Origin of the sequence: Mesorhizobium sp. LHD-90 (assembly GCF_030929505.1) — a bacterium.
In the GTDB taxonomy this organism is placed as follows: Bacteria; Pseudomonadota; Alphaproteobacteria; order Rhizobiales; family Rhizobiaceae; genus Kumtagia.
Window position 1 is genome coordinate 205846 of record NZ_JAVFVV010000010.1, and the last position, 23289, is coordinate 229134.

The following is a 23289-nucleotide window of genomic DNA, read 5'->3' on the forward strand; positions in this document are numbered from 1 at the left end:
CATGGCCGTTGCAAGCCGCAAATGGAGCCTGGGCATCGACGTCGGCGGGACGTTCACCGACATCGTGCTCAGCGGAGCCGATGGCGAAGTCCATACGACCAAGACCCCGTCGACCAAGGACCAGTCTGACGGCGTGCTCGCCGGCATTGGCAAGATCGCCGGCCAGATCGGCCTGACCCTCGCGAGCCTGCTGTCAGACGTTTCGATCATCGTGCACGGCACCACGGTGGCCACCAATGCGCTGCTGGAATATCGCGGCGCGAAGGTCGGCCTGATCACCACCGAAGGCTTTCGTGACGAGTTGGAGTTCCGCCGCTCCTACAAGGAGAGCACCTTCAACCCGCGTCTCGAGGCACCGCATGCCATCTGTCCGCGCCGGCTGCGCATTGGCGTCCCGGAGCGGGTCGACAGCAAGGGCGCCGTACTTACCGCCCTCGACGAAACTGCCGTGCGCAAGGCCGCCCGGTTTCTGGCCGCAGAGGGCGTCCAGGCGATCTCGGTCTGCTACCTGTTCAGCTTCATCCGCCCCGACCATGAGCGCCGCACCCGCGAGCTCATCGAGGAGGAATGCCCGGGCCTCTATGTCAGCCTGTCGCATGAGGTACTGCCGGAGATCCGGGAGTTCGAGCGCGTCTCCACGACGGTGGTGAACGCCTATGTCGGGCCGGCGATCAAGTCCTACATCTCGCATCTCGACGACAAGCTGCGCGCCGAAGGCTTCGCCGGCGAGCTGTTCATCATGCAGTCGAACGGCGGCATGCTGACTGCGGCGGAGACGACGCGTCACGCGGTGGGCACCCTTTTGTCCGGCCCAGCCGGCGGCGTCACCGCCGCGGCGATGATCGGCGAACTTGCCGGCTACAAGAACCTGATGACGGTCGACATGGGCGGCACCAGCTACGACATCTCGGTCATCGCCAATCTCACCCCCGGCATGACCACTGAGAGCTGGCTCGCGCGCTACCGCATCGCCTTGCCGATGCTCGACATCCACACGATCGGCGCCGGTGGCGGCTCTATCGCCTGGATCGACAATGGCGGCGCGTTGCGTGTCGGGCCGGAAAGCGCCGGCTCGCTGCCGGGACCGGCCTGCTACGGGCGCGGCGGCACCCGGCCGACCACCACCGATGTCAACCTGATCCTCGGCCTGCTCAACCCCGACTTCTTCCTCGGCGGCGAGATGAAGCTGGACATAAAGGCGGCGACGGAGGCGGTGCGTGTCCACGTCGCCGAACCGCTCGGCATCGGGGTGATCGAGGCGGCGCAGGCGATCTCCGAGATCGTCAACAACAACATGGCCGACGCCAGCCATCTCGTGACCACGCGCCGCGGCCTCGACCCGCGCGATTTCGCGCTGGTCGCGGTCGGCGGCGCCGGCGCGCTGCATGCCGGGCGACAGGCCGAGCTGCTGGGCATGACCTCCGTGCTGGTACCGGCTGCCGGGCCGGTCTTCTGCGCCCTTGGCGACACCGTAGCCAACCTGAAGGTCAGCGAGTCGCGCACCCATTTCGGCAAGCTCGCCACGCTCGACATCGCTGACCTCAACGCCCGTTTCGACGAGATGGAAGCGGTGGCGCGGCGCCGGCTGGCTGGCCAGAACGTGACCGACGACTTCGAGCTGCGCCGCGGCCTCGACCTGCGCTATGAAGGCGAGGTGCACGAGCTTACAGTTCCGCTGCGCACGCGCACGCGGCGAGTGACGGCGCTCAACATCGACGCCACGGTGCGTGCCTTCCACGACCAGCACGAGCAGCTCTTCGCGCACAAGGATGTGAACCACCCGGTGGAGTTGCTGACGCTGCGCGTCGACGTGGTGGGCGTGCGCGACACAATCCGGCTGTGCGGCGCGAGCTTCGGCAGCGAGAACGCCGCCGAGGCGGTAAAGAACACCCGGCCGATCTGGTTTTCGGGCGGCCGCGCCGACGCTACGGTCTACGACGGCGAAAAGCTGAGGCCAGGTCACTTCATCACCGGTCCGGCGGCGATCGAGAACTGGGGAACGACGATCATCGTCTATCCCGATCAGGAAGCGCTGATCGATTCCTACGGCAACTGCATCATCGAGAACGGCCGTGCGGGGAGCCTGCAATGACGGCCCCGGCCTCCCAGATCCTGCAAAACCGGCTGGTGGCACTGTGCCGCGAGGGTGCCGACACCTTCCGCCGGATGGCGCGCTCGGCGCTGGTCATTCATGAAGGGCAGCACGCCTGCGCCGTGCTCGACGCCAACGGCCGCCTGCTCGCCCAGGAACAGGGCGAGCCGAGCCAGCTCGCGGCGGTGCGCGACACGGTGCGCCGCCTCGTCGACTATTTTTCCTTCAACATCGCCGACGGCGACATGCTGCTGGTCGGCGACCCGTATTTCGGCGGCACCTCGGGCGGCTACCTGACGGTGGTGCGGCCGGTTCAGGCGGGCGGCGACATCGCCTTCTTTGCCGCGGTTCGGTTCGCCGCGGTCGATCTCGCCGGCAACGTGCCGGGGCTGCTGCAGCCGGACGCGCATGAAGTCTGGCAGGAGAGCCTGCGTGTCACGCCAGTTAAGCTCAACCGCGGCGGCAATCCGCAGAAGGACGTGCTCCGCTACGTGCTGCGCAACACCCGGGCGCCGGATTGCCTGCGCGGCGACCTCGCCGCAGCCTTCGCCGCAACCTCCCGTGTCGCTGACAAGATCGGCGCAACGATCGACGCGCACGGCCTGGCCGCGCTCACCGCCGCCGCCGAATACGGCATCGCTTATGCCCGCTCCCGCGCCATTCGCAGCCTTGGGGGGATAGCGGCCAGTGGCCAGGGCAAGGCGAGCCTGGTCGAGGACGGGTTCGGCGCGATCGAGGTCGTCGCCCGCTTCGAGCAGGAAGGCGACGCGATCCGCGTCGACCTCGGCGCCAGTTCACCGACGCACAACCGTTCCGCCAACCTGACGCCGTCGGCGACGCGGGCGGCCGTGGTGGCGCAGCTCTTTGCCGGGCTGCTCGACGAGATCGTCGTCAACGAGGGCTTGCTCGATGCGGTGACGATCGCCGTCGGCGAGGATCGCTGCGTGAACCCCGCCTATCCCGCGGCGGTGAGCCTCGGCTGGCGGCTGGTGGCGCCGCTGGTTTCGGCCGCGCTCGCCGAAGCCACCGGCGGGACCGCCGTGCTTTCCGCTGCTGCCCCGACCATGGTCGTCTTCGACACGGTCGGGTCACGCGACCAGACCGAGCCGGTGCAACTGTCGCCGGCCTATCGCCCGGCGGCGGGAGCCGCCGGCGGCAACACGCTGGACGGCATGCGGGTCACGCCATCCGCCGAGGAGCTCGAGACCGCCGGCACATTCCGGCTGCTCTCTCGCGAATTCGACGATCACGGCGGCATCGTCGCCGAGGTCGAGATCGCGCGCGACGGCCTGGAGGCCATCATTCCTCCGACGGGGGACGTCAACCGGCCCGTCGTGCGCCAGCGCCGGCGGCTCACCAGAGAGCGTTCGAACGTCCTCGACCTCGATGCCGGCGCGCTGGTTACCTTCGCCTACGCGCGCCGCGACCTCGGAGGCTCCGATGCAGTCCGCTGATATGATCCGCGCCCGCGTTGTCGCCGGCGCTTTCGACACCGCCGCCGAGGAGATGAGCGCGACCGTGACGCGCACCGCGCGCTCGCCGATCTTCAACGAGGCGCACGACTTCACCACCGGGATCTTCGAGCTGCACGAAGGCAAGACGCGGCTGATCGCCCAGGCGCCGGGCTGCACGCTCCACCTCTACGCCATCTGCTCGGCGGTGCAGGCGGCACTGGACGTGTTCAAGAACGACCTCCATCCGGGCGACATCATCCTCGCTTCCGATCCCGGCCATGGCGGCACGCACATCCCCGACCATGTGGTGATCCTGCCGGTCTTCGCCGACCGCAAGCCGGTGTTCTTCCCGGTGGTGCGCGCCCATTTCGCCGACAGCGGCGGACCCGTCGCCGGCGGCTACAATCCGGCGTCGCGCGACATCTGGCAGGATGGCGTCGTGGTGCCGCCGCTGAAGCTCTACGAGAAGGGCGAGCGGCGCGGCGACGTGTTCGACCTGATCCTCGCCAACAATCGTGCCGAGAGCTGGCTGAAGGGCGACCTCGACGCCATGCGCGGCGCCTGCCTGACGGCGGCGCGCGGTATCGAGCGCGTCGTCGAGCGTTTCGGTCTCGCCGATGTCCGCCAGGCGATCGACCACAACATCGCCTACACCGAGCGGCGGGTGCGCGCCGAGATCGCGGCCTGGCCGGACGGCGACTATTTCGCCGAGACCTTCATCGACCACGACTACCAGGGCGCGCACGACATCCGCGTCGCCTGCACGGCGCGCGTGCGCGGCTCCGACATCACCTTCGACTTCACCGGTTCGGCGCCGCAGGTCGACGGTTTTGTCAATTCGACGCTCGCCAACACGCTGTCCTTCGTGTTCGTCGCCATCGCGTCCTGCGTCGACGAGGACGTGCCGATCAACGAGGGCTACATTAATCCTGTCAAGGTGGTCGCGCCCGAAGGCACGGTGATCAACCCGCGCTGGCCAAAACCGGTCGGCAACTGCACCTGCATTTGCGGCGCCGAGATCGCAGAGGTGGCCTTGCTCGCGCTCTCGCAATGCGCGCCTGAGCGCGTCGGCGTGAACTGCCACAAGCTGCCGCTGGCCTACACCAGCGGACACTACGCCGACGGCAAGCCGTGGATCAGCCTGAACTTCCATGGTTATACGGGTGGCGCCGGCGCCGCTTACGGCACCGACGGCTGGGGTCTCTATCCACCGTTGATGACCGGCGTGATCCTGCCCTCGATCGAGATGAACGAGATGCAGTATCCGATGCGCATCGAGCGCCACGAATATGTGCGCGACACCGAGGGCGCGGGGCTGTGGCGCGGCGCGCCAGGCGTCGGCACGCGGATCCGCTTCCTGGCCGAGAACATCACCAACGCGATGCTCGCCGGCGTGCGCCATCCGACGCGCGGTTTCTGCGGCGGCCACGACGGCCCGCCCAATGCGCTCGCCCTCACCTCCGAGGGCATCCGAACGGCGGTCACCGAGGTCGTCTACAATCATCGGCTCGCCAGCGACAGCACCATCGAGTTCCTGCGCGGCGGCGGTGGCGGCTGGGGCCAGCCGTTCGGTCGGCCTGAGACGTCGGTTCTTGCCGACGTGCTCAACGACTATGTTTCGCCGGAGGCGGCACATTCCGTCTACGGCGTCGCCATCAACCTCGAAACGATGACGGTGGACGAGGATACCACCGCGCGATTGCGCAGCCCGGTGCCGGCAGCCGCGCAATAGAGGATGGCGAACCAGCGGACAACAATGGGAGAGCACAAATGACACCAAGAACTGACGTGAAACTGCTTGCCGCCGCGGCGCTGCTCGCCGTCGCGCAATCCGGAGCGGCAGCCGCCGCTCCATTCGTCGTAAACACCGGGCAGGCGCCGGCCACCATCGATCCGGCCTATGTCTGCGACATCGCCGACAATGGTTATGTCAGCCCGCTCTACGCGCCGCTGCTGACCTATGCCCGCAAGAGCGTTGCCGGTCCGGACGGCGTCACGGTCACCGCGGAGGATTCCGGCAAGATCGTCGGCAACCTGGCCGAAAGCTACACAGTCTCGAAAGACGGGCTCACCATCACGATCAAGCTGAAGCCCGGCCTCAAGTTTGCTTCCGGCAACCCGCTCGACGGGCCTGCCGCGGCCGCCTCGCTCAATCGCGCGCTAAAGAGCGGCGGCTGCGGCAGCTACTACATGGAGGCCGCGCAGACCGGCAACACGCAGTCGATCGCTGCGCCGGACGCGGGGACCGTGGTGATCACCCTGAAGAAGCCGGAGCCGCTGGTCGTCGACGCGCTGACTCAGCCCAATCTCGGCATGGTCGACGTCAAGACCGTCGACGCCAATGGCGGCAAGGACTGGCTCGCCACCAACGCCGCCGGCTCCGGTCCATACATGCTGAAATCATACCAGCCCGGCGTGCGTGCCGAATTCGTCGCCAACCCGAACTGGAGCGGCGCCGCGCCGCTCGAGACCGAAATCACCGTCAACTTCATCTCCGACCCGTCGGCGCTGCTGCTGCAGGCGCGCAACGGCGGCGCCAACGTCACGCTCGGAATGCCGCAGCAGGCGCTGCAGAGCCTCGCCGGCGCGCCTGACCTGAAGATCGTCTCGGTTCCGGCGTCGCGCTGGCTGCTGGCAAGCCTGCCCAACAAGCAGGCGCCGTTCGACAATGTGAAGGTGCGCCAGGCGCTGAGCTACGCCACGCCCTACGAGGCGATCCTCAAGAGTGTGCTGTTCGGTTACGGCGACAGCTTCTACGGACCGTTTCCGCCGGCCTTTGCGACCTTCAAGGAAGAACTCGGTGCGGCGCGTCCCTACGACCTGGAGAAGGCGAAGGCGCTGATCGCCGAAAGCGGCGTGCCGCAGCCGATCGTGCTCGACCTCGCGATCCGCGAAGGCCTGCCGGCGCACGAGCAGATCGCCACGATCCTGCAAGGTGCGTGGAAACAGATCGGCGTCGACGTCAGGATCACCAAGCTGTCGGCATCGGCCTTCGCCGAGGCGGTCGTCGTGCCGCAGAAGGCTGGTGCACTGATCCGCTTCGACGGCCCGTCGATCCAGGATCCGGCGTGGCTGCTCAACTACGACCTGCGCTGCGCTTCTCCCTACAACACAGCCAACTATTGCAGCGCCGACGCTGAAGCGCTGCTCGACGAGGCGCTGCCGCTCGCCGACGCTGCCAAGCGTCAAGAGATCTGGGACAAGATCGCGGCCCTGTGGATCGAGGACGCACCGCGAATCCCGCTTTATGCCGACCGCTATACCGCCGTATTGTCTGCCGACGTGAAGCACTGGGACTTCTCCCAGGACGGGCCGTTCGAGCTGCAACTCTGGGGTCGCTGAGGCATGACCACCCGACGGCGCCGAGCGCCGCCGTCGGGTGCAACCGGAGCCGCCCGAACATGATGACAGCGCGCAACCGTTACGGAATCCTGGCCCCGCCGCTCGCCATGTTCGCGCTGCTGGTGCTGCTGACGCTGATCGGGCCGATGGCCTGGCCGCACAACGCCTACGACATGGACTTCGCGGCGGTGCTTGCGCCACCTTCCTGGGACCATCCGATGGGGACCGATGCCAACGGGCGCGACGTGCTTGCCCGCTTCCTCGACGGCGGGCGGCTGTCGCTGCTCGTCGGTGTGGTCGTCATGGTCGGCGGCCTGGTGCCGGGCGCGCTGCTCGGCATCCTGGCGGCTCGGCTCGGCGGGGTCGTCGACGCGTTCGTCATGCGCATGTCGGATTCGATTGCCGCTTTTCCGCCGATCCTGCTCGCCATGGCGGTGGCGATCGGCCTCGGCGGCGGCCTCGCGACGGCGGTGCTGGGCGTCATCCTGTCGACCTTGCCGTTCTTCGCCAGGCTGATGCGCAGCGAGACCAGACGTATCCTGGCGATGCCCTTCATCGAGGCGGCGCGGGCGATGGGCGCCAGCCCGGCCCTCATCGTCATGCGCCACGTTCTGCCCCACTCGGCCTCGACGATGCTTGTACAGTCGGCCGCGGTCTTCGGCTACGGCATCGCCACGCTGGCCGGGCTCGGTTTCGTTGGCCTCGGCGCGCCGATTCCCACCGCCGAATGGGGCGTGATGATCACCGACGGCATGCCCTACGCGCTGACCGGCCAGTGGTGGATCGCGGTGTTTCCCGGCCTTGGCATCCTGCTCGCGGTCAGCGCAGCCAACATGCTGGCCGACCGGCTGTCGGGCCTGCTGCGCGGCGACGGCGAGGAGGTGCGCCCGTGATCCGGACGGTCCTCGCCCGTCTCGGACTGTCGCTCACCGCCGCGCTGGGCGCCGCGCTGTTCGCCTTCCTCACCTTGCGTGTCGGTCCGGGAGATCCGGCAAGGCTCGTGCTGGGCGCCTTCGCCAGCGACGAGGCGGTCGCGGCGCTGCGGGCGGAGATGGGCCTGGACAAGCCTTATGTCGTGCAGTTCGTCCACTACATCGCGGATTTCGTCACCGGCGACTGGGGCAAGTCCTACGCGATGGGCGAGCCGGTGCGCAGCCTGCTTGCCGACCGGTTTCCCGCGACCATCGAGCTCGGTCTCTGTGCTTTCGTGATCGCCGTCGCCATGGCGCTGCTCTGCGGCATGGTTGGCAGCTATGCCCGGCGCGACTGGATCACGCGCCTGCTGCGCACCCTTGCCAGCTTCTCCATCGGGGTGCCGCAGTTTTGGTTCGGCCTTATCCTGCTGATGGTCGGGTTCGAGTGCCTCGGCCTCTTCCCGGGTCCGGTCGGCCGGCTGGGTTTCGGTGTCCCGCCGCCACCGTCCGTCACCGGGCTGTACACGGTCGATGCGCTGCTGGCGGGGGATCTGGCAACTTTTGCCGACGCTTGCCGCCACCTGCTGTTGCCGGCCGTGACGCTCGGACTGCTGCCGTTCGGCTTCCTGCTCAGGCTGTTCTGGGCCAATCTCGACGACGTCGCCAACGAGCCGTTCGTGCTGGTCGGCCGCAGCCGGGGCATGACGCGGTGGCAGGTGTTCAGGCGGTACGTCGTGCCCAACGCGATCGTGCCGACGCTGACGGCCTCGGGCCTCGTCCTCGGGCAGATGCTGGCGGGCAGCGTGCTGGTCGAGCGCGTCTTCAACTGGCCGGGCGCCGGCGCGCTGGTCACCCAGGGCATCCTGCAGCAGGACTATTCCGTGGTGCAGACCTTCATCTTGCTCAGCGCCGTCGTCTACATCGTCGCCAATCTGTGCGTCGATGTTCTCGTCGCCGCCATCGATCCGCGGATCGCCCGCAAGGACACCGCCGGATGACCGGATCCCTGCTCGAAATCGAACGGCTGAGCGTCTCCTTCGGCGGGCTGCGCGTCCTCGACGACATCGACCTGAAGCTGGCTCCTGGTGATCGGCTCGGCCTGGTCGGCGAGTCCGGCAGCGGCAAGTCGACCCTCGGCCTTGCCATCCTCGGCCTGCTCGTCGACACGGCGAGCGTCTCCGGGACGATACGGTTTGCCGGCGCTGCGCTGCCGATCGGCGACGACCGTGCCATGAGCGCCATTCGCGGCGGCCGCATCGGCTTTGTCTACCAGGACCCGATGGGTGGCTTCAGCCCGATCCACACCGTCGGCCGCCACATGCATCACGCAATCGCCGCGGCCGAGCCGGACATTTCCAGAAGGGCTGCGCGGGAGCGGGCGGCTGCGCTGCTGGCCGAGGTCGAGATACGCGACTCGGCCGCCCGCCTCGACGACTATCCGCACCAATTCAGCGGCGGCATGCTGCAGCGGATCATGATCGCCTCGGCACTTGCCGGCAACCCGCAACTGCTGATCGCCGACGAGCCGACGACAGCTCTCGACGCGACCACGCAGGCCAATGTGTTGCGCCTGCTCGACCGCATCGCCTCGGCGCGCGGCATGGCCGTTATCCTGATCACCCACGATCTCGGCGTGGTCGGCCGTTTCTGCGGCGATCTCGCAGTGCTCTATTGCGGCAATCTGGTGAGCCTGACGACGGTCGCCCGCGCCATGGCGAACCCCGTCCATCCCTACACCCGGGGGCTGCTCGATGCTCGGCCGCGGCTTGACGAGAAGCCGGCGAGGCTGCGCACCATCGGCGGAGTTTTGCCGCGGGCCGGCGCAGCGGGAGGCGGCTGCGCCTTCGAGCCGCGCTGCGCGCTGGGCCGGGGCGTCGCCATCTGCCGGAACGAACGGCCGCTGTTGCTCGCTAACCGGTCGGGCGACCGTGTCGCCTGCCATCTCGCGGGTGCCGAAAGCGAGGTTGCGGCGTCATGCTGAACCTCATCAACATCACCAAATCTTATCCGCGCAAGGGCTTGTTCGGCAGGGGTGGCGAGCCGGCGCGCGTCGTCGACGACGTGTCGTTCTCGCTGCAAGGCGGCCGCACCTTCGGCCTCATCGGTGAGTCCGGCTCGGGAAAGTCGACGCTGGCGCGCATCGCGCTGCGCCTGGTCGATCCGACGTCCGGCACCGTCCTGTACCGCGGCGAGGACATCACGGGCCACGCGCCGTCGCGGCTGATGGCGTTCCGGCGCGAGGTCCAACCCGTGTTCCAGAGCGCTTCGGGTGCGCTCGACCCGCGCATGCGGGTAGCGGCGCTGCTCGAGCAGCCGCTGGTCATCGCCGGCGGGATGGCCCGCAGCGAGCGGGAGGACCGTGTCGCGGCGGCGTTGCGCGCCGTCGAACTGCCCGCCGACTTCACCACGCGGTTGCCGCGCACCTTGTCGGGCGGGCAGCGCCAGCGGATCGGGATCGCGCGGGCGCTGATCACCGAGCCCAAGGTGCTGATCCTGGACGAACCGGTGTCGGCGCTCGACGTTTCGGTCCAAGCGCAGATCCTGAACCTCCTGAAGGACATCCAGCAGGCGCGGGGCCTGTCCTATCTGTTCATTGGGCACGACCTCGCGGTGGCGCGTTTCATGTGCGACGAAATCGCCGTGCTGGAACGTGGACGGCTGGTGGAGCGGGGTCCCGCCGACCAGATCGTCGGATCGCCGGACAATGCCTACACGAAGGGGCTGCTGGAGGCATCGCGGTGGTCCGACCACCGCGGCTGACCTGTTTCGGAATAGTCCATGTCCAACCGCATACAAATGCGCATTGTGGCCAACATAAGAGGTTGCTCAGGCGCAGCAGCCAATCCGCATTGGTGTCGAGCTTCGGGCGTCGGGCTGAACCTCCGGCATCGCGAGCATCTTTTCATGTGCCGAGAAGGGGTGGCGCCATCGTGAATTTCGCGTTGGGAGCGGGCCTTCAGGGGCAGGCAACGCCGGTCACCTATGCCGCCGCCAAGGAAGCGACACGCGCTATCTCACGCATGGCTGCGCGGGAGTGGGCACTATCTAGTCTTGTCCGCTGGCGTTTTCGATCTGGCAGATAGATCGGGATTGAGTCTACGATATCGCTGAAACAATATCATAGAGAACAGAAGTGTTTGCCCCGATCGCGATTTTCAAACTGAGATCACTTCTCGTCGCCGTGGCGACGGCCGGTTTGGTTGTCGGCATCGTAGCTTGGCTGGCGGGGAAGGAGGGGTGGTCGACCTGGGCCTGGATCGCCGGCACCGTTCCCGTTCTTGCGGCGCTGATCGCGGAGATCATCACAAGCCTGCGGCGCGGGGATGTCGGCCTCGACATCGTCGCTGCCCTATCGATGTCGGCCGCCCTGGCATTCGGGGAACCCCTGGCAGGCAACGTCGTCGCGCTGATGTATGCCGGCGGGCAGTTTCTTGAAAGCTATGCGGAAGGGAGAGCCCGCCGTGAAATGACGGCATTGCTCGGCCGGGTCGCACATACCGCGATGCGGTATGCGGCGCGCGGGCTGGAAGAGGTCCCGATCGAGGCGCTTGCCGCCGGCGACCGGATTCTCGTGCGCCACGGCGAGGTGATCCCGGTCGACGGCGATCTCTCGTCCGACGGCGCGCTGGTCGATGAATCGGCGATGACCGGCGAAGGTGTGCCGGTCGAAAAACGCGCAGGCGAGGAGGTTCCGAGCGGCGCCACCAATGTCGGCAACGCCTTCGACCTCACCGTCGCCAGGCCTGCCGCCGAGAGCACCTACGCCAACATCGTCCGCCTGGTTCGGCAGGCCCAGGAAAGCAAGGCGCCGAGCGTCCGCATTGCCGACCGCTTCGCCATCTGGTTCCTGCTGCTGACGCTTGTGATCGCGGGCGCGGCATGGTGGATCTCGGGGGACCGCGTCCGGGCCCTCGCGGTTCTGGTGGTGGCGACGCCTTGCCCCCTGATCCTTGCGCTGCCTGTTGCCATCATCTCGGGCATGTCGCGCGCGGCCAAATCAGGCGTGCTGGTCAAGAGCGGCGGGGCGCTCGAGATGCTCGCAAAGATACGCACCGCGATCCTCGACAAGACGGGGACCCTGACCTTCGGCCAGGCAACGATCAGCGACATCAAGACCTCCGGGAAATGGAACGCGGACGAGGTGCTGCGACTGGCGGCTTCGCTCGACCAGGCATCCAACCACGTTGTTGCCGAAGCACTTATCGCCGCTGCCCAGCAGCGTGGTCTGAAACTGTCCTTGCCCACCGAGGTCAGCGAAGACGCTGGCGCCGGAATCGTGGGTGCTGTCGACGGACGTCGTGTCGTCGTCGGCGGAAGCAGATTCGTTCGTGCTCGGAGTCAAAAGGGCGACCCCTACGCGCTCCGCGAAGGCGTTCCCGAGGGGACCGCAGTCGTTGCTGTTTCGATCGACGGAGAAGTGGCCGGCCTAATCGTCCTCGCCGACCAGGTTCGCCCGGACGCCGCCTCCCTGCTGGACGCATTCCGACGCGCCGGCATCGACAGGCTGGTCCTGGCTTCCGGCGACCGGAAGGAGGTGGTCGCCGCGGTCGCCCGGCAACTGCAGATCGACGACGCTTTCGGCGAGTTGTCACCTGAAGACAAGGTCGAAATCGTCCGGCGCGAATGCAGTCGCGCGCCCACCATGATGCTGGGCGACGGCGTCAACGATGCCCCGGCTCTGGCGAGTGCCGATGTGGGTGTTGCGATGGGGGCTCGCGGTTCGGCTGCATCGTCTGAAACCGCGGACGTCGTTCTTCTGGTCGACCTGCTCCAGAACCTGACCAAGGCCCTTGATGTTGCCCATCGCACGCGTCGCATCGCGCTGGAAAGCGTCTTCGTCGGATTGGGGTTGTCCATCGTGGCGATGATCGTGGCAGCCTTCGGCTATCTGCCGCCGGTGGCCGGCGCCCTGGTCCAGGAAGCGATCGATGTCGCCGTCATTCTCAACGCGCTGCGCGCGCTGAAGTAGCACCGCCGCTCATGGCTTCTGCGGTGCCGCTACGCGGCGGTCCTTGCCGCGCTTACCCTGTTCGAAGCGAATGACCATCCGGCTGCTCAGCCGATTGATCAAGGACGACCTTCTGAAAGCTCACATCTAGCGCCAGCCGTATGCCACACGTGACGCCGCGCTCGCGGCATTCGCCGCGAAGCTTGCGAGATTCCGTAGCGAAACATCCGAACCGGTGCGGCCGGGCCCGCGTCCGCTACTTTGCCGCGGGCTTGCGCCCGCGCTTGGCCGGGGCGACAGGCTCCGGTTCCGGCTTGCGGCCGAGACCGATGCCCTTGGCCAGTTCCGAGCGCCTTGCCGCGTAGTTCGGCGCGACCATCGGATAGTCGGGCGGCAAGCCCCACTTCTGGCGGTACTGGTCCGGCGACAGGCCGTAATGCGCGCCGAGATGCCGCTTCAGCGACTTGAACTTCTTGCCGTCCTCCAGGCAGATCAGATAGTCCGGGAAAATGGACTTCTTGATCGGCACTGCCGGCTTGGCCGGTTCCGGCTCGGGCTTCGAAGGTTCGCCTCCCACGTCGATCAGCGAACGATGGACGCTGGCGATCAGGTCGGGCAGCGAGGCCTGCGGCACCGCATTGTTGGAAACATAGGCCGAAACGAGTTCGGCCGTCAGGGCGACGATCGAGTCGCGATCCATTGCGTTTGTCATGTTATGCCTTGCCTTCTTGCGCATCGACATTTCAGATAGATGTTTTTAGACGGCAATTTTCCCTGGAGGCAATGATTTTAATCATGAGTATAGTAAAATATTTTGTTCTTTTGGGCCAAACCCGGCGCAAAAAGGTGAATTTCCACAACTTCCTTGAGAAAAAAGGCAGCAGCGCAGGCTGCGGTCCGCGTTCCCGCTGCCAGTATTTTTGATACGTCGCGCGATCCGATTCGGTTTACTGAACCGTATGGCCGCGCTCGCTTTTTGCGCCCGTACGATCAATCGCGTGCAAGCGAAGCGCCGACAGGATCGCCGGCTGGCTCTCCTTTACCAAGGCCTCGCCGTAGCAATGCGTGACCATTGTGCAGTCCCCGTGGTCGCGCAACGCAACGAGATGCTTCGAATTGAGGCTGATTGTCCTGCCATCGGTGGAGGTAAGCTGAATCCACATGTTACTACCCCTTCTGCCCTGGGAAACTGTGATCCTGATTTCATCCGGCGGCAACTGGAATGTTGGGGATTCGGGAGCAGGGTGCGGATTGGATCGAATCAGCCCTCCGCTCAGAGCGAGATGAGATGATCCCCGGTCATTCTGCCGGCGACGGTTTGGGTCGAGGGCTTTGTCGAGAACAAGCGAACGGCCGGCGGGAGTTTCGCGCGCGAGAGGTCCTTCAAGCCATCAACGGTCGGTGCGGCGACCGACAGGGCAGGGCCGGCAAAGCTCGCCGCCGCGGCCTGCTCGTCGGCCGGGGCCGCCTCGTCACAGGCGGTCTATCTCCCGCAGGAATTTCTGCAATTCCGCGGGGTCCATCCTGACGACATGCCGGTCCTCGGGAAAGGTCTTGCCGTTCACGTCGGCGACAAACTCGGAGAAGGCGGCGATGCGTTCGGCCTGCAGCCGGTCGTATTCGGCGGCAAAGTTGCGGTAGACCTTGGAATGACGGGGCATGTGGCCGCGGTTCTGGCCGAGCACGTCCTCGGCGAACAGATACTGTGCGTCGCAGCCGGCGCCGGCCCCCATGGAAAGCAGGAACAGCGAGGTGCGCTTCGAGATGGCTTCGGCGACCTCGGCCGGTACGACCTCGATCTCGGCGCCGAAGGCGCCTGCGGCCTCGTATTTCCTGATGGCGTCGAAAATCTCCAGCGCCGTGCCGGCGGTCTTGCCGACTGCCCTGAAACCGCCCGTCCAGGTGGCGCGTGAAGGGATCAGCCCGACATGGCCGATCACCGGGATGGCCTCGTCGGCCATGCGCTTCACGGTGGCGTAGCTCGCGCTGCAATAGACCGCGTCGGCGCCGGCCTTGTACATGCGGAAGGCCCAGCGCACGAAATCGTCGGCGGTGCCTATCTCGTAGAAATTCTCGCCAGGCATGGAAAACAGGCTGGGTGCTGCGTCGCGGTATTGCGGGTTGAGCAGCAGGTCCGGCGGGATGGAGACGATGTCGACGCCGGCCCGCTCGGCGGCTTCCGCTTCGTCGAGCGTCATCACGCGCAGCATGGTGAGCTGGCGCTTTCCCTTCATCGCGCGCAGGTCGTGTATGGTCGGTCTGGTTCTGGCCATGGTCGGTTCCCTCAATTTTCCGGTCAGGCGGCGAGCAAGGATTTGAGCTTGGTATCCGCCGCCGAGAGTTTTTCGGGCGACGGCGCGGCACGTCTGGCGATAAGCATCTCGGCGAGGCGGATGTCGCGCGCGACGGCATTCCCGGGTCCGATGCCGCTGGCCGCCACCAGCCGGCCATCGGCGGCGAGATGGAAAAGGATGAAGGCATCCGCCCCCAGATCGCGGCACACGGTCTCAACGCCTTCGTCCGGCAGCCCGGCGATCTGCAAGCCGAGATCGTACTGATCCGACCAGAACCACGGGACCGCATCGTGGGCCTCGCCCGCGCCGAGCATGTTTTTGGCGGCGAGCGCGCCCTGCTCCTGGGCATTGCGCCACGCTTCCAGCCGCACCCGCCGTCCGCCATAGAGCGCCAGCGGGAACGAACAGCAGTCGCCGGCCGCGAAGATATCGGGATCGCCGGTGCGCAGATTCCCGTCGACCGCGACGCCATTGTCGATCGCCAGGCCGGCGGCCGCGGCCAGGGCGACGTTCGGCACGGCGCCGATGCCGATCACGCAGAGATCGCCTTCGACCGCATGGCCGTCTGCCAACCGGATGCGCACGCCGCCAGTGATGTCTTCGACGGCCACGATGCCTTTGCCGCAGAGGACGTGGACGCCCGCGGACCCATGGGCGGCATGGATGGTCTCTGCGATCTCGGCGGGAACACCGCGCATCAGGATGCGCGGCTGCGCCTCGATGACGGTCACCGGGCAGCCGAGTTTCCGGGCGGAAGCGGCGAGTTCCAGCCCGATGAAGCCGCCGCCGACGATCAGCACGCGGACACCGGCGCGCAGATGCGCGCGGATCGCCAGCGCGTCGTCGAAGGTGCGCAGCGTGACGCAGCGCCGGCTCCCCTCGGCCAGCGGCAGCCGGCGCGGCGAGGAACCTGTGGCGATCAGCAGCCTGTCGTAGCCGAGCGACGCCCCGTCGGCCGTAGCGACCGTCTTGGCCTGCCGGTCGATGACGCGGACCTCGGTCGCGGCGAGATGGGTCACCCCGGCCTCGGTGAGGCGCTGCGGGCTCGCCGCATGTTTCGGCATGGGCTCGGCCTCGTCGGCCATGGCGTCCTTCGACAGCGGCGGCCGCTCATAGGGCGGATGCGGCTCGGCGCCGATCAGCGTGACAGGTCCGGCATAACCTTGCTCCCGCAGCGCCAGCGCGGCGCTGGCGCCGCATTCGCCGGCGCCGACGATGACCATTCCCGCTTCCGATCCCACGGAACCTCTCCTCCCCGCGCCGTCAGCCGACCTGAATCAAAACCTTGCCGGCTTCGACCCTGACCGGATAGGTCCTGAGGTCGACGCAGACCGGTGGGCGTTTCGCCTCGCCGGTCTTGTAGTTGAAACGGCCATTGTGCTTCGGGCATTCGATGATGTCGTCCATCACCAGCCCGTCGGCCAGATGCACCTTCTCATGCGTGCACAACCCGTCGGTGGCGAAATATTCGTCGTCGGGCGAGCGGTAGATCGCGAAGGTGCGGCCGCCATGGTCGAAGCGGATCACATCCTCCTCATCGATGTCGTCCGCCGCGCAAGCCTCTATCCATTCAGCCATGGTCGTCTTTCCGCTTGAGTGCCGCCGGTCCCACGCGCCCCTGCGCCGCGGTCCGGTCGTTCCGTCGTCGGGGCGCGGTCTATTCGGCCGCCGCCGCAATGGTCAGGTCGTGGAACTCGCCGCGATAAGGTTTTGCCGTCGGCGGCAGGTCGCGCTTGAGGAAATGATCCTCGTATCTGAGCTGCTTCATCAGCACCGGCCAGACTTCCTTGTAGGCATGCCACATGGACGGGCTGGGCGCCGGCAGGTCGTGTCTAATGATCTCATGCAGCTTAGGCAGCGCATGATACGGCACCATCGGGAACATGTGGTGCTCCACATGATAGTTCATGTTCCAGTAGATGAACCGGCTTATCGGGTTCATGTACACGGTGCGGGTGTTGAGCCGGTGGTCGGTCACGTTGTCGGCCAGCCCGATATGCTGCAGCAGGCCGGTCAGCACCATGTGCCAAGTGCCGAAGAGGCGCGGCAGGCCGATCAGCATCAGCGGCAGGAACGACCACATGTAGAGTGCAAGGGCGATCGTCGCGGCATAGATCGCCATATGCCAGCGCGCGGCGGCAACCGCCTTGGGCTGCTCGGACTCGGGGATGAAATCCTTCTCGTCCGGCGAGAGATATCCGAAGGCGTTGCGCACCAGGATCGGCAGCGAGAAGCGGAAGTCTAGCAGCCCGGTGAAGGCCAGCGCCGCCCTGAGCAGGTCCGGCGGCCGCATCACCGCGATCTCGGCGTCGCGGCCGACGATGATCGTGTCGGTGTGGTGGCGCGCGTGACTCCAGCGCCAGGTCACCGGGTTGCGCATCTGCATGAAGCTGGCGATCTGGTAGACGGCGTCGTTCATCCACTGCGTCTTGAAAGCCGTGCCATGGCCGCATTCGTGCCAGCGCGAGTCGCTGGAGGAGGCGTAGAGCACGCCGTAGACCAGGAAGAACGGCACGCACCACCAGGTGCCCCAGAACAGAACCGCGCCGGCGGCCGAGCCGAGAATGGCCGCGATCCAGATGATCGTGTCGCGGATCGCCGGCCCGTCGGAGCGCTGCATCAGCTCCTTCATCACCTTGCGCGGCACTTCGGTGTGATACCATTCGGCCGAGGCCAACCCCGTCTCGATGGCCCGCTTCGAGCTTTCGCCGACAAGGCTGTAGTCGCGCTTGCTTTTGACCAACTCGGCTGCAGCCACTGTCATGACCTCCCCGGCGTGAGAGCTGTCCCGGCCGGATCGCGGGGCGGCGTCAACGCATTCTGGCAGGCATCATAGAGGGAGCCGCAAAAACCCTCAATCGGCATGCTATATTTCATATCATTTCTATCATTGCCTGACAGTCTCGCCGGGGGTATTAGAGTGTGTCGCACCCAATCGGATTCATTCTGCCGGCGACGGTTTGGGTCAAGGTCGAGGGCTTCGTCGCAGGCCGGGCTGGCGGCCCGGACAAGACGAAGCCCGATGGATTTGGCCCAAACCGGCCCGGCCCTTCGGGTTTCCGGTTGGCGGGCGCCCACTTCGTCAGGTCGCTCGGCCGATGAACCACATCGACCTTCGCGACCTTCCTTGTGGATCGCCTCGCCAAACGAGAAACAGAATGAACCCGATTGGGCGCGACACGCTCTAGGGTTGCCGCAACGGAGTTCCTCTGCCATGGCCAAGCGCCCGACGATCGAGCAGCTCGCGCGCGAATCCGGCGTCAGCGTCGCTACCGTCGACCGCGTGCTGAACCGGCGGCTCCCCGTCCGCACCGAAACCGCTAGCCGGGTCTACGAGGCCGCGGTGCGGATCGGCTTCCATGCCGCCGGGCTGATCGGCCAGCGGCTGCGCGAGGACCAGCCCACGGTGCGGCTGGGCTTTCTGCTTTTGAAAACCGACCAGCCGTTCTACGGCGCCTTCGCGCAGGACATCGCCGACGCCGTCGCCGCTGCGCAAGGGTTGCGGGCTTCCTGCAAGATCGATTTCATTTCCCCTCAGGAACCTGCTGAGGCCGTTGCCAGCCTGGAGGCCATGGCGGTAGCCTGCGACGCGGTCGCGATGGTCGCCCCCGAGCATCCCACGCTCGCCGCCGCGGTGGAGCGGCTGAAGGAGCGCGGCGTGCCGGTGTTCGCGCTGCTGTCGGACTTCGCGCCGGCGGCGCGCCAAGCCTATGTCGGCGTGCACAACGGCAAGGTCGGGCGCACCGCGGCCTGGATGATCGCGCGCTGCGCGCGCCCCGGCAAGGTGGCGCTTTTTGTCGGCAGCCACCGGTTCCACGGCCACGAATTGCGCGAGATCGGTTTTCGCGCCTTCTTCCGCGAGGAGGCGCCGGACTTCACCGTCCTCGACACCATCGTCAACCTGGAAGCCCACGAACTCACGCACGAGGCCATGCTCGACCTCCAGCGCCAGCATCCCGACCTAGCCGGTGTCTACGTCGCCGGCGGCGGTTCCGGCGGGCTGGTCACAGCCCTTCGCGAGATGGATCCGGGCCGGCGTCCGGTCGCTGTCTGCAACGAGTTGACCGCGGACAGGCGCGCCGCCCTGGCGGAGGGTCTGCTGACCATGGTGATCGCCACGCCGCGCGACCTCATCTGCCGCGAGATCGTGCCGTTGATGGCGGAGGCGTTGAAGCCGGGCGGCAATGCGCCGGCGCAGATCTTTCTGCCGTTCAACATCTACCTGCCGGAGAGCGTCTGAGCGCTTCCCGCGCCGCCGAAGACGGGTATCCGGCCTGTCCTGCGTGACAGGCTTCAGGCCCGGTGGTCGAGCCGCGCAACGAGACGGTCGCCGGCGTACTGGATGAGGCATACCAGCACGATCAGCACAGCAACCACCGCCACCATCACCACGGTCTCGAAACGCTGGTAGCCATAACGGATGGCGAGATCCCCCAGCCCGCCCGCACCGATCGCGCCCGCCATCGCCGATGCGCCGACAAGCGTGATCAGGGTCACGGTGAAGCCGGCCACCAGGCCGGGCAGCGCTTCGGGCACCAGCACCTCGCGGATGATCGTCCAGCGGTTGCCGCCCATGGCCCGTGCCGCCTCGACCAGCCCGTGGTCGACCTCGCGCAGGGATACTTCCGCGATGCGCGCATAATAGGGCGTGGCGGCGATCGACAGGGGCACGATCGCCGCCCAGGTGCCGATGGAGGTGCCGACGATAAGCCGCGTCAGCGGGATCAAGGCGACCAGCAGGATGATGAAAGGCACCGAGCGAAAACCGTTGATGACGGCGCCGAGGATACGGTTGAACCAAAGATTTTCGGCGATGCCGCCGCGATCGGTGGCGACCATGGCCAGGCCGAGCGGCAGGCCCGCGACCAGCGAGATCAGGCCGGAGGCCGCCGTCATCAGAATGGTTTCCCAGGTCGAGCGGACAAGCAGTTCAAGCATCACCGGCGACATGGCCGAGCACCTCCGTTCGCGCACCGCGCGCTTCGAGAAACTGGCTGACCCTGGCCACGTCTTCGCCGGAACCCCGGATCGCTAGGAACAGCGTGCCGACCGGCTCGCCCTGGATGGTCTCGATGCCGCCATGGATCAGGCGGAAGGGTACCTTCAGCGTCCCGGCAAGATCGGAGAGCAGCGCCTGGCGCGCCGCGTCGCCGAAGACATCGATCCTGAGCACGGCGTCACCGACAGGCTCTGGTGAAAGCCTGTCTGCGATCTCCTGCGGCAACTGGGGACGCATGCCTGCCAGCAGACTCCGGGTGATCTCGGATTTGGGTTCGGCGAAGACCGACCAGACCGGTCCTTCCTCGACGATGCGCCCCTGATCGATGACCGCGACGCGGTCGGCGATCGATCGGACCACCTCCATCTCGTGGGTGATGAGCAGGATGGTGAGGCCGAACCGGCGGTTGATGTCCTTCAAGAGCGCCAGGATCGAGCGTGTCGTCTCGGGGTCCAGCGCCGACGTCGCCTCGTCCGAAAGCAGCAGGGCCGGATTGGCGGCGAGCGCGCGGGCGATGCCGACACGCTGCTTCTGGCCGCCGGAAAGCTGCGCCGGATAGCTTCTTGCTTTCTCCGGCAGCCCGACGAGGTCGAGAAGCTCGGCGGCGCGGCGGGTGCGCTCCGCCTTGCCAACTCCAGCGATCTTCAACGGCAGGGCGACGTTCTCCGCCACGGTCTTGGCCGAGAGCAGGTTGAAATGCTGGAAGATCATGCCGATGCGTCGCCGCAGCGGCTGCAGGTCGGACTCGCCGAGCCGGCTGATCTCCCGGCCCTCGATAAACACCTCGCCGGAATCGGGCCGCTCCAGGCCGTTGAGGCAGCGGATGAGCGTCGATTTGCCGGCACCGCTGCGACCGATGATGCCAAGAATCTCGCCCTTGTGGACGGTCAGCGAGACGCCGTCGAGCGCCGGCGTCTTTCCGAACCGGCGGCGCAGGTCGGTCAGGCGGACGACGTCTTGTCTCAGTTCGGCGTGTTCCACCGGCACTCCTGCCGAAATATGTACGTTCATTATACGTATGGGCCCGTGCAAAAACAGGTCGGCGGCCCGCGTGGAACGCAGGCCGCCGCAGGGTGCGATATAGGCGCTCAGTAGGCGCTGATGCCCGTTCCCTTGTACACACGGTCGAATTCGGCCTTCACCGTTTCGTTCTGGTAAGATTCGACCAGGGTTTTCACCCAGGGCTCGTTCTCGGAGCCGGCCTTGACGGCGATGAAGTTGCGGTACGGATTGTCGGCTACCGGTTCCTGGGCGATACGGTCGTCGGGGGTCAGGCCGCTCTTCAGCGCCCAGTCGGTGTTCACCACCGCCGCATCCAGGTCGTCCACCGAGCGCCCGACGATGCCGGCGTCAAGTTCCTTGATGTTCAGGTTCTTCGGGTTCTCGCTGATGTCGATCACCGTGGCGAGGATTCCCGTGCCGTCCTTGAGTTTGATCAACCCTTCGTTCTGAAGCACGCGAAGCGCGCGGCCTTCGTTGGACGGATCGTTGGGCACGCCGACCACGGCGCCTTCAGGCAGTTCGGCGACGGTTTTGTGCTTCTTCGAGTAAAGGCCGATCGGCCACACGGCGGTATAGCCGACCGGAACGATGTGGTAGCCCTGCGTCTTGATCTGGTTGTCGAGATAGGGCTGGTGCTGGAAGGCGTTCGCGTCGATCTCGCCGCGCTCCAGCGCCTCGTTCGGCTGGGTATAGTCGTTGAAGACCACGGTTTCGATCGTCAGCCCGCGCTTGGCGCCTTCCTGGACGACGACGCGCCACACATCCTCGTCTTCGCCGCTGATGATGCCGACCTTGATCTCCTTCTTGTCCTGGGAGAAGGCCGGAGCCGTGAACGCGAAAGTGGTGAGCGCCGCGGCGGTCGCAAGCGCCAGGGCAAGCCCGGTACGGCGGGTCACTGGCCCGGAAAACGGGAATCGATTGTTCTGGTCGGACATGATTTTTCCTTGGGATGTTGCTCTTGATGCTGAATCATGAGCGATGCAGCAGCATTGCACAAAGCAACACGTTCCTCGGCTGAACGCCGGGCAGGAATATCGTCTCAAAAGCCCAGGTGAAATGAGAGTCTTCGCCTTCGCATCTGCGAAGGCGAAGTGGGACGCGTGGCTCCGGGCCAGCGTTAGGTTATCTGGGATAGTGGCGCGCCCGCATCATATCGCCTTGCCCGTCGCGGCGTCGAACACCGAGGCCCGGTTCATGTTGACGTCGATCGGCAGCGTTTCGCCGGGGCGGCTGACGTCATGTGCCTGCAGTTCCGCGATCACCGGCTCGCCGGCGAGCCGGAAAGTGGCGTAACTGCGCGATCCGGTCGGCTGCACCAGGTCGACGAGCGCATCGTAGCGGACGCAGCCCGGTGGCGGGGCGCCCGCCGGCGCGCGGCTGAGGTGCTCCGGCCGTAGGCCCAGCAGCACCGATCCGTCGCCGGATGTCCTCGGCGCCATCCGGCCGTTCGGCAAGGGCAGGAACTGGTCGCCGAAGGCGATGCCCTCCGATCCGGCGCGGCTCTCCAGACGGCCCGGCAGAAAACTCATCTTCGGCGATCCGAGAAAACCGGCGACGAAGGTGGTCGCCGGCCGCTCGAACAGGTCGAGCGGCGCGCCCTGCTGCTCGATCAGGCCGTCGCGCATCAGCACGATGCGGTCGGCCAAGGTCATCGCCTCGATCTGGTCGTGCGTGACGTAGATCATGGTGGTGGAGATGCCCTGGTGGAGACGCTTGATCTCGCCGCGCATCTCGTCGCGAAGCTGGGCGTCCAGATTGGAGAGCGGTTCGTCGAACAGGAAGATGCGGGGGTTGCGGACGATGGCGCGGCCGATGGCGACGCGCTGCCGCTGGCCGCCCGAGAGCTGCCGCGGCAGCCGGCCGAGAAGTTGGGTGATGCCAAGCATGCGCGCCGCGGTATCGACCCGCCGGTCGATTTCCGGCTGCGGCATCTTGCGCGCCTTCAGCCCGAAGCCGATATTTCTGGCCACGCTCATATGCGGATAGAGTGCGTAGTCCTGGAACACCATGGCGACGTCGCGGTCGCGCGGCCGCAGGTCGTTGACCACCTCGCCGCCGATTTCGATCGTGCCTTCGGAAATCTCCTCCAGCCCAGCGATCGTGCGCAGGAGCGTGCTCTTGCCGCAGCCGGACGGCCCGACCAGCACGGTGAATTCGCCGTCGGGGATGTCCAGGTCGATGCCCCGGACCGCGTGGAACGCTCCGTAGCGCTTGTGCAGCCCGCTTATCCTGACATTCGCCATT

The 23289-nt window shown here is 66.5% G+C and carries 19 protein-coding genes; 10 read left to right on the forward strand and 9 right to left on the reverse strand.

Annotation, left to right across the window (positions count from 1 at the left end; genetic code table 11):
• Nucleotide 1: 1 nt before the first annotated feature.
• The 9 genes from RB623_RS16230 (at nt 2) to RB623_RS16270 (ending at nt 12771) form a co-directional block, all read left to right on the forward strand.
• Nucleotides 2-2092: a hydantoinase/oxoprolinase family protein gene (locus RB623_RS16230; protein WP_308057934.1), complete on the forward strand. Its 2091-nt coding sequence runs from the start codon at nt 2-4 to the stop codon at nt 2090-2092.
• Complete coding sequence (locus tag RB623_RS16235) at nt 2089-3546, forward strand: hydantoinase B/oxoprolinase family protein (RefSeq protein ID WP_308057935.1); 1458 nt, start codon at nt 2089-2091, stop codon at nt 3544-3546. Before RB623_RS16230 ends, RB623_RS16235 begins: the two co-directional genes overlap by 4 nt.
• Complete coding sequence (locus tag RB623_RS16240; protein WP_308057936.1) at nt 3533-5278, forward strand: hydantoinase B/oxoprolinase family protein; 1746 nt, start codon at nt 3533-3535, stop codon at nt 5276-5278. Before RB623_RS16235 ends, RB623_RS16240 begins: the two co-directional genes overlap by 14 nt.
• Nucleotides 5279-5316: 38 nt before the next feature.
• Complete coding sequence (locus RB623_RS16245; protein WP_308057937.1) at nt 5317-6888, forward strand: ABC transporter substrate-binding protein; 1572 nt, start codon at nt 5317-5319, stop codon at nt 6886-6888.
• Between the two features lie 59 nt (nt 6889-6947).
• Complete coding sequence (locus RB623_RS16250) at nt 6948-7781, forward strand: ABC transporter permease (RefSeq protein ID WP_308057938.1); 834 nt, start codon at nt 6948-6950, stop codon at nt 7779-7781.
• Nucleotides 7778-8800 carry an ABC transporter permease gene (locus RB623_RS16255; RefSeq protein WP_308057939.1) on the forward strand — a complete coding sequence of 341 codons (1023 nt, stop codon included), beginning with the start codon at nt 7778-7780 and terminating at the stop codon, nt 8798-8800. The genes RB623_RS16250 and RB623_RS16255 overlap by 4 nt, the downstream gene beginning before the upstream one ends.
• Nucleotides 8797-9783 carry an ABC transporter ATP-binding protein gene (locus tag RB623_RS16260; protein ID WP_308057940.1) on the forward strand — a complete coding sequence of 329 codons (987 nt, stop codon included), beginning with the start codon at nt 8797-8799 and terminating at the stop codon, nt 9781-9783. The genes RB623_RS16255 and RB623_RS16260 overlap by 4 nt, the downstream gene beginning before the upstream one ends.
• The gene (locus tag RB623_RS16265; RefSeq protein WP_308057941.1) at nt 9777-10562 is read left to right on the forward strand and encodes an ATP-binding cassette domain-containing protein; all 786 of its coding nucleotides are present in this window, start codon (nt 9777-9779) and stop codon (nt 10560-10562) included. The genes RB623_RS16260 and RB623_RS16265 overlap by 7 nt, the downstream gene beginning before the upstream one ends.
• A 373-nt stretch (nt 10563-10935) precedes the next feature.
• Nucleotides 10936-12771 carry a heavy metal translocating P-type ATPase gene (locus RB623_RS16270; protein ID WP_308057942.1) on the forward strand — a complete coding sequence of 612 codons (1836 nt, stop codon included), beginning with the start codon at nt 10936-10938 and terminating at the stop codon, nt 12769-12771.
• 235 nt (nt 12772-13006) lie between these two features.
• On the opposite strand, the gene RB623_RS16275 is transcribed toward RB623_RS16270, so the two are convergent.
• The 5 genes from RB623_RS16275 to RB623_RS16295 all read right to left on the reverse strand — a co-directional run bounded on the left by RB623_RS16275 (nt 13007) and on the right by RB623_RS16295 (nt 17808).
• Nucleotides 13007-13462 carry a MucR family transcriptional regulator gene (locus RB623_RS16275; protein ID WP_308057943.1) on the reverse strand — a complete coding sequence of 152 codons (456 nt, stop codon included), beginning with the start codon at nt 13460-13462 and terminating at the stop codon, nt 13007-13009.
• Nucleotides 13463-14222: 760 nt separating this feature from the next.
• Nucleotides 14223-15023: a 3-methyl-2-oxobutanoate hydroxymethyltransferase gene (locus tag RB623_RS16280; RefSeq protein ID WP_308057944.1), complete on the reverse strand. Its 801-nt coding sequence runs from the start codon at nt 15021-15023 to the stop codon at nt 14223-14225.
• A gap of 23 nt (nt 15024-15046) precedes the next feature.
• Entirely contained in the window at nt 15047-16267 is a 1221-nt protein-coding gene (locus RB623_RS16285) for an FAD-dependent oxidoreductase (protein WP_308057992.1), read from the reverse strand.
• 40 nt (nt 16268-16307) lie between these two features.
• The gene (locus tag RB623_RS16290; RefSeq protein ID WP_308057945.1) at nt 16308-16622 is read right to left on the reverse strand and encodes a MocE family 2Fe-2S type ferredoxin; all 315 of its coding nucleotides are present in this window, start codon (nt 16620-16622) and stop codon (nt 16308-16310) included.
• Nucleotides 16623-16701: 79 nt separating this feature from the next.
• Complete coding sequence (locus RB623_RS16295; RefSeq protein WP_308057946.1) at nt 16702-17808, reverse strand: fatty acid desaturase family protein; 1107 nt, start codon at nt 17806-17808, stop codon at nt 16702-16704.
• Between the two features lie 450 nt (nt 17809-18258).
• Between RB623_RS16295 and RB623_RS16300 the strand changes: the two genes are divergently transcribed.
• The gene (locus tag RB623_RS16300; RefSeq protein WP_308057947.1) at nt 18259-19284 is read left to right on the forward strand and encodes a LacI family DNA-binding transcriptional regulator; all 1026 of its coding nucleotides are present in this window, start codon (nt 18259-18261) and stop codon (nt 19282-19284) included.
• Nucleotides 19285-19337: 53 nt separating this feature from the next.
• Here the strand turns inward: RB623_RS16300 and RB623_RS16305 are convergent, their stop codons facing one another.
• The 4 genes from RB623_RS16305 to RB623_RS16320 form a co-directional block, all read right to left on the reverse strand.
• Complete coding sequence (locus RB623_RS16305; RefSeq protein WP_308057948.1) at nt 19338-19994, reverse strand: methionine ABC transporter permease; 657 nt, start codon at nt 19992-19994, stop codon at nt 19338-19340.
• On the reverse strand, nt 19975-21054 hold the full coding sequence (locus tag RB623_RS16310) for a methionine ABC transporter ATP-binding protein (protein WP_308057949.1): 1080 nt from the start codon (nt 21052-21054) through the stop codon (nt 19975-19977). Before RB623_RS16310 ends, RB623_RS16305 begins: the two co-directional genes overlap by 20 nt.
• Nucleotides 21055-21131: 77 nt before the next feature.
• Nucleotides 21132-21980, reverse strand: coding sequence for a MetQ/NlpA family lipoprotein (locus RB623_RS16315; RefSeq protein ID WP_308057950.1), 849 nt, complete (start codon nt 21978-21980; stop codon nt 21132-21134).
• 213 nt (nt 21981-22193) lie between these two features.
• Nucleotides 22194-23288 (reverse strand): sn-glycerol-3-phosphate ABC transporter ATP-binding protein UgpC, encoded by a 1095-nt coding sequence (locus RB623_RS16320; RefSeq protein ID WP_308057951.1) that lies wholly within the window; start codon nt 23286-23288, stop codon nt 22194-22196.
• Nucleotide 23289 lies beyond the last annotated feature (1 nt).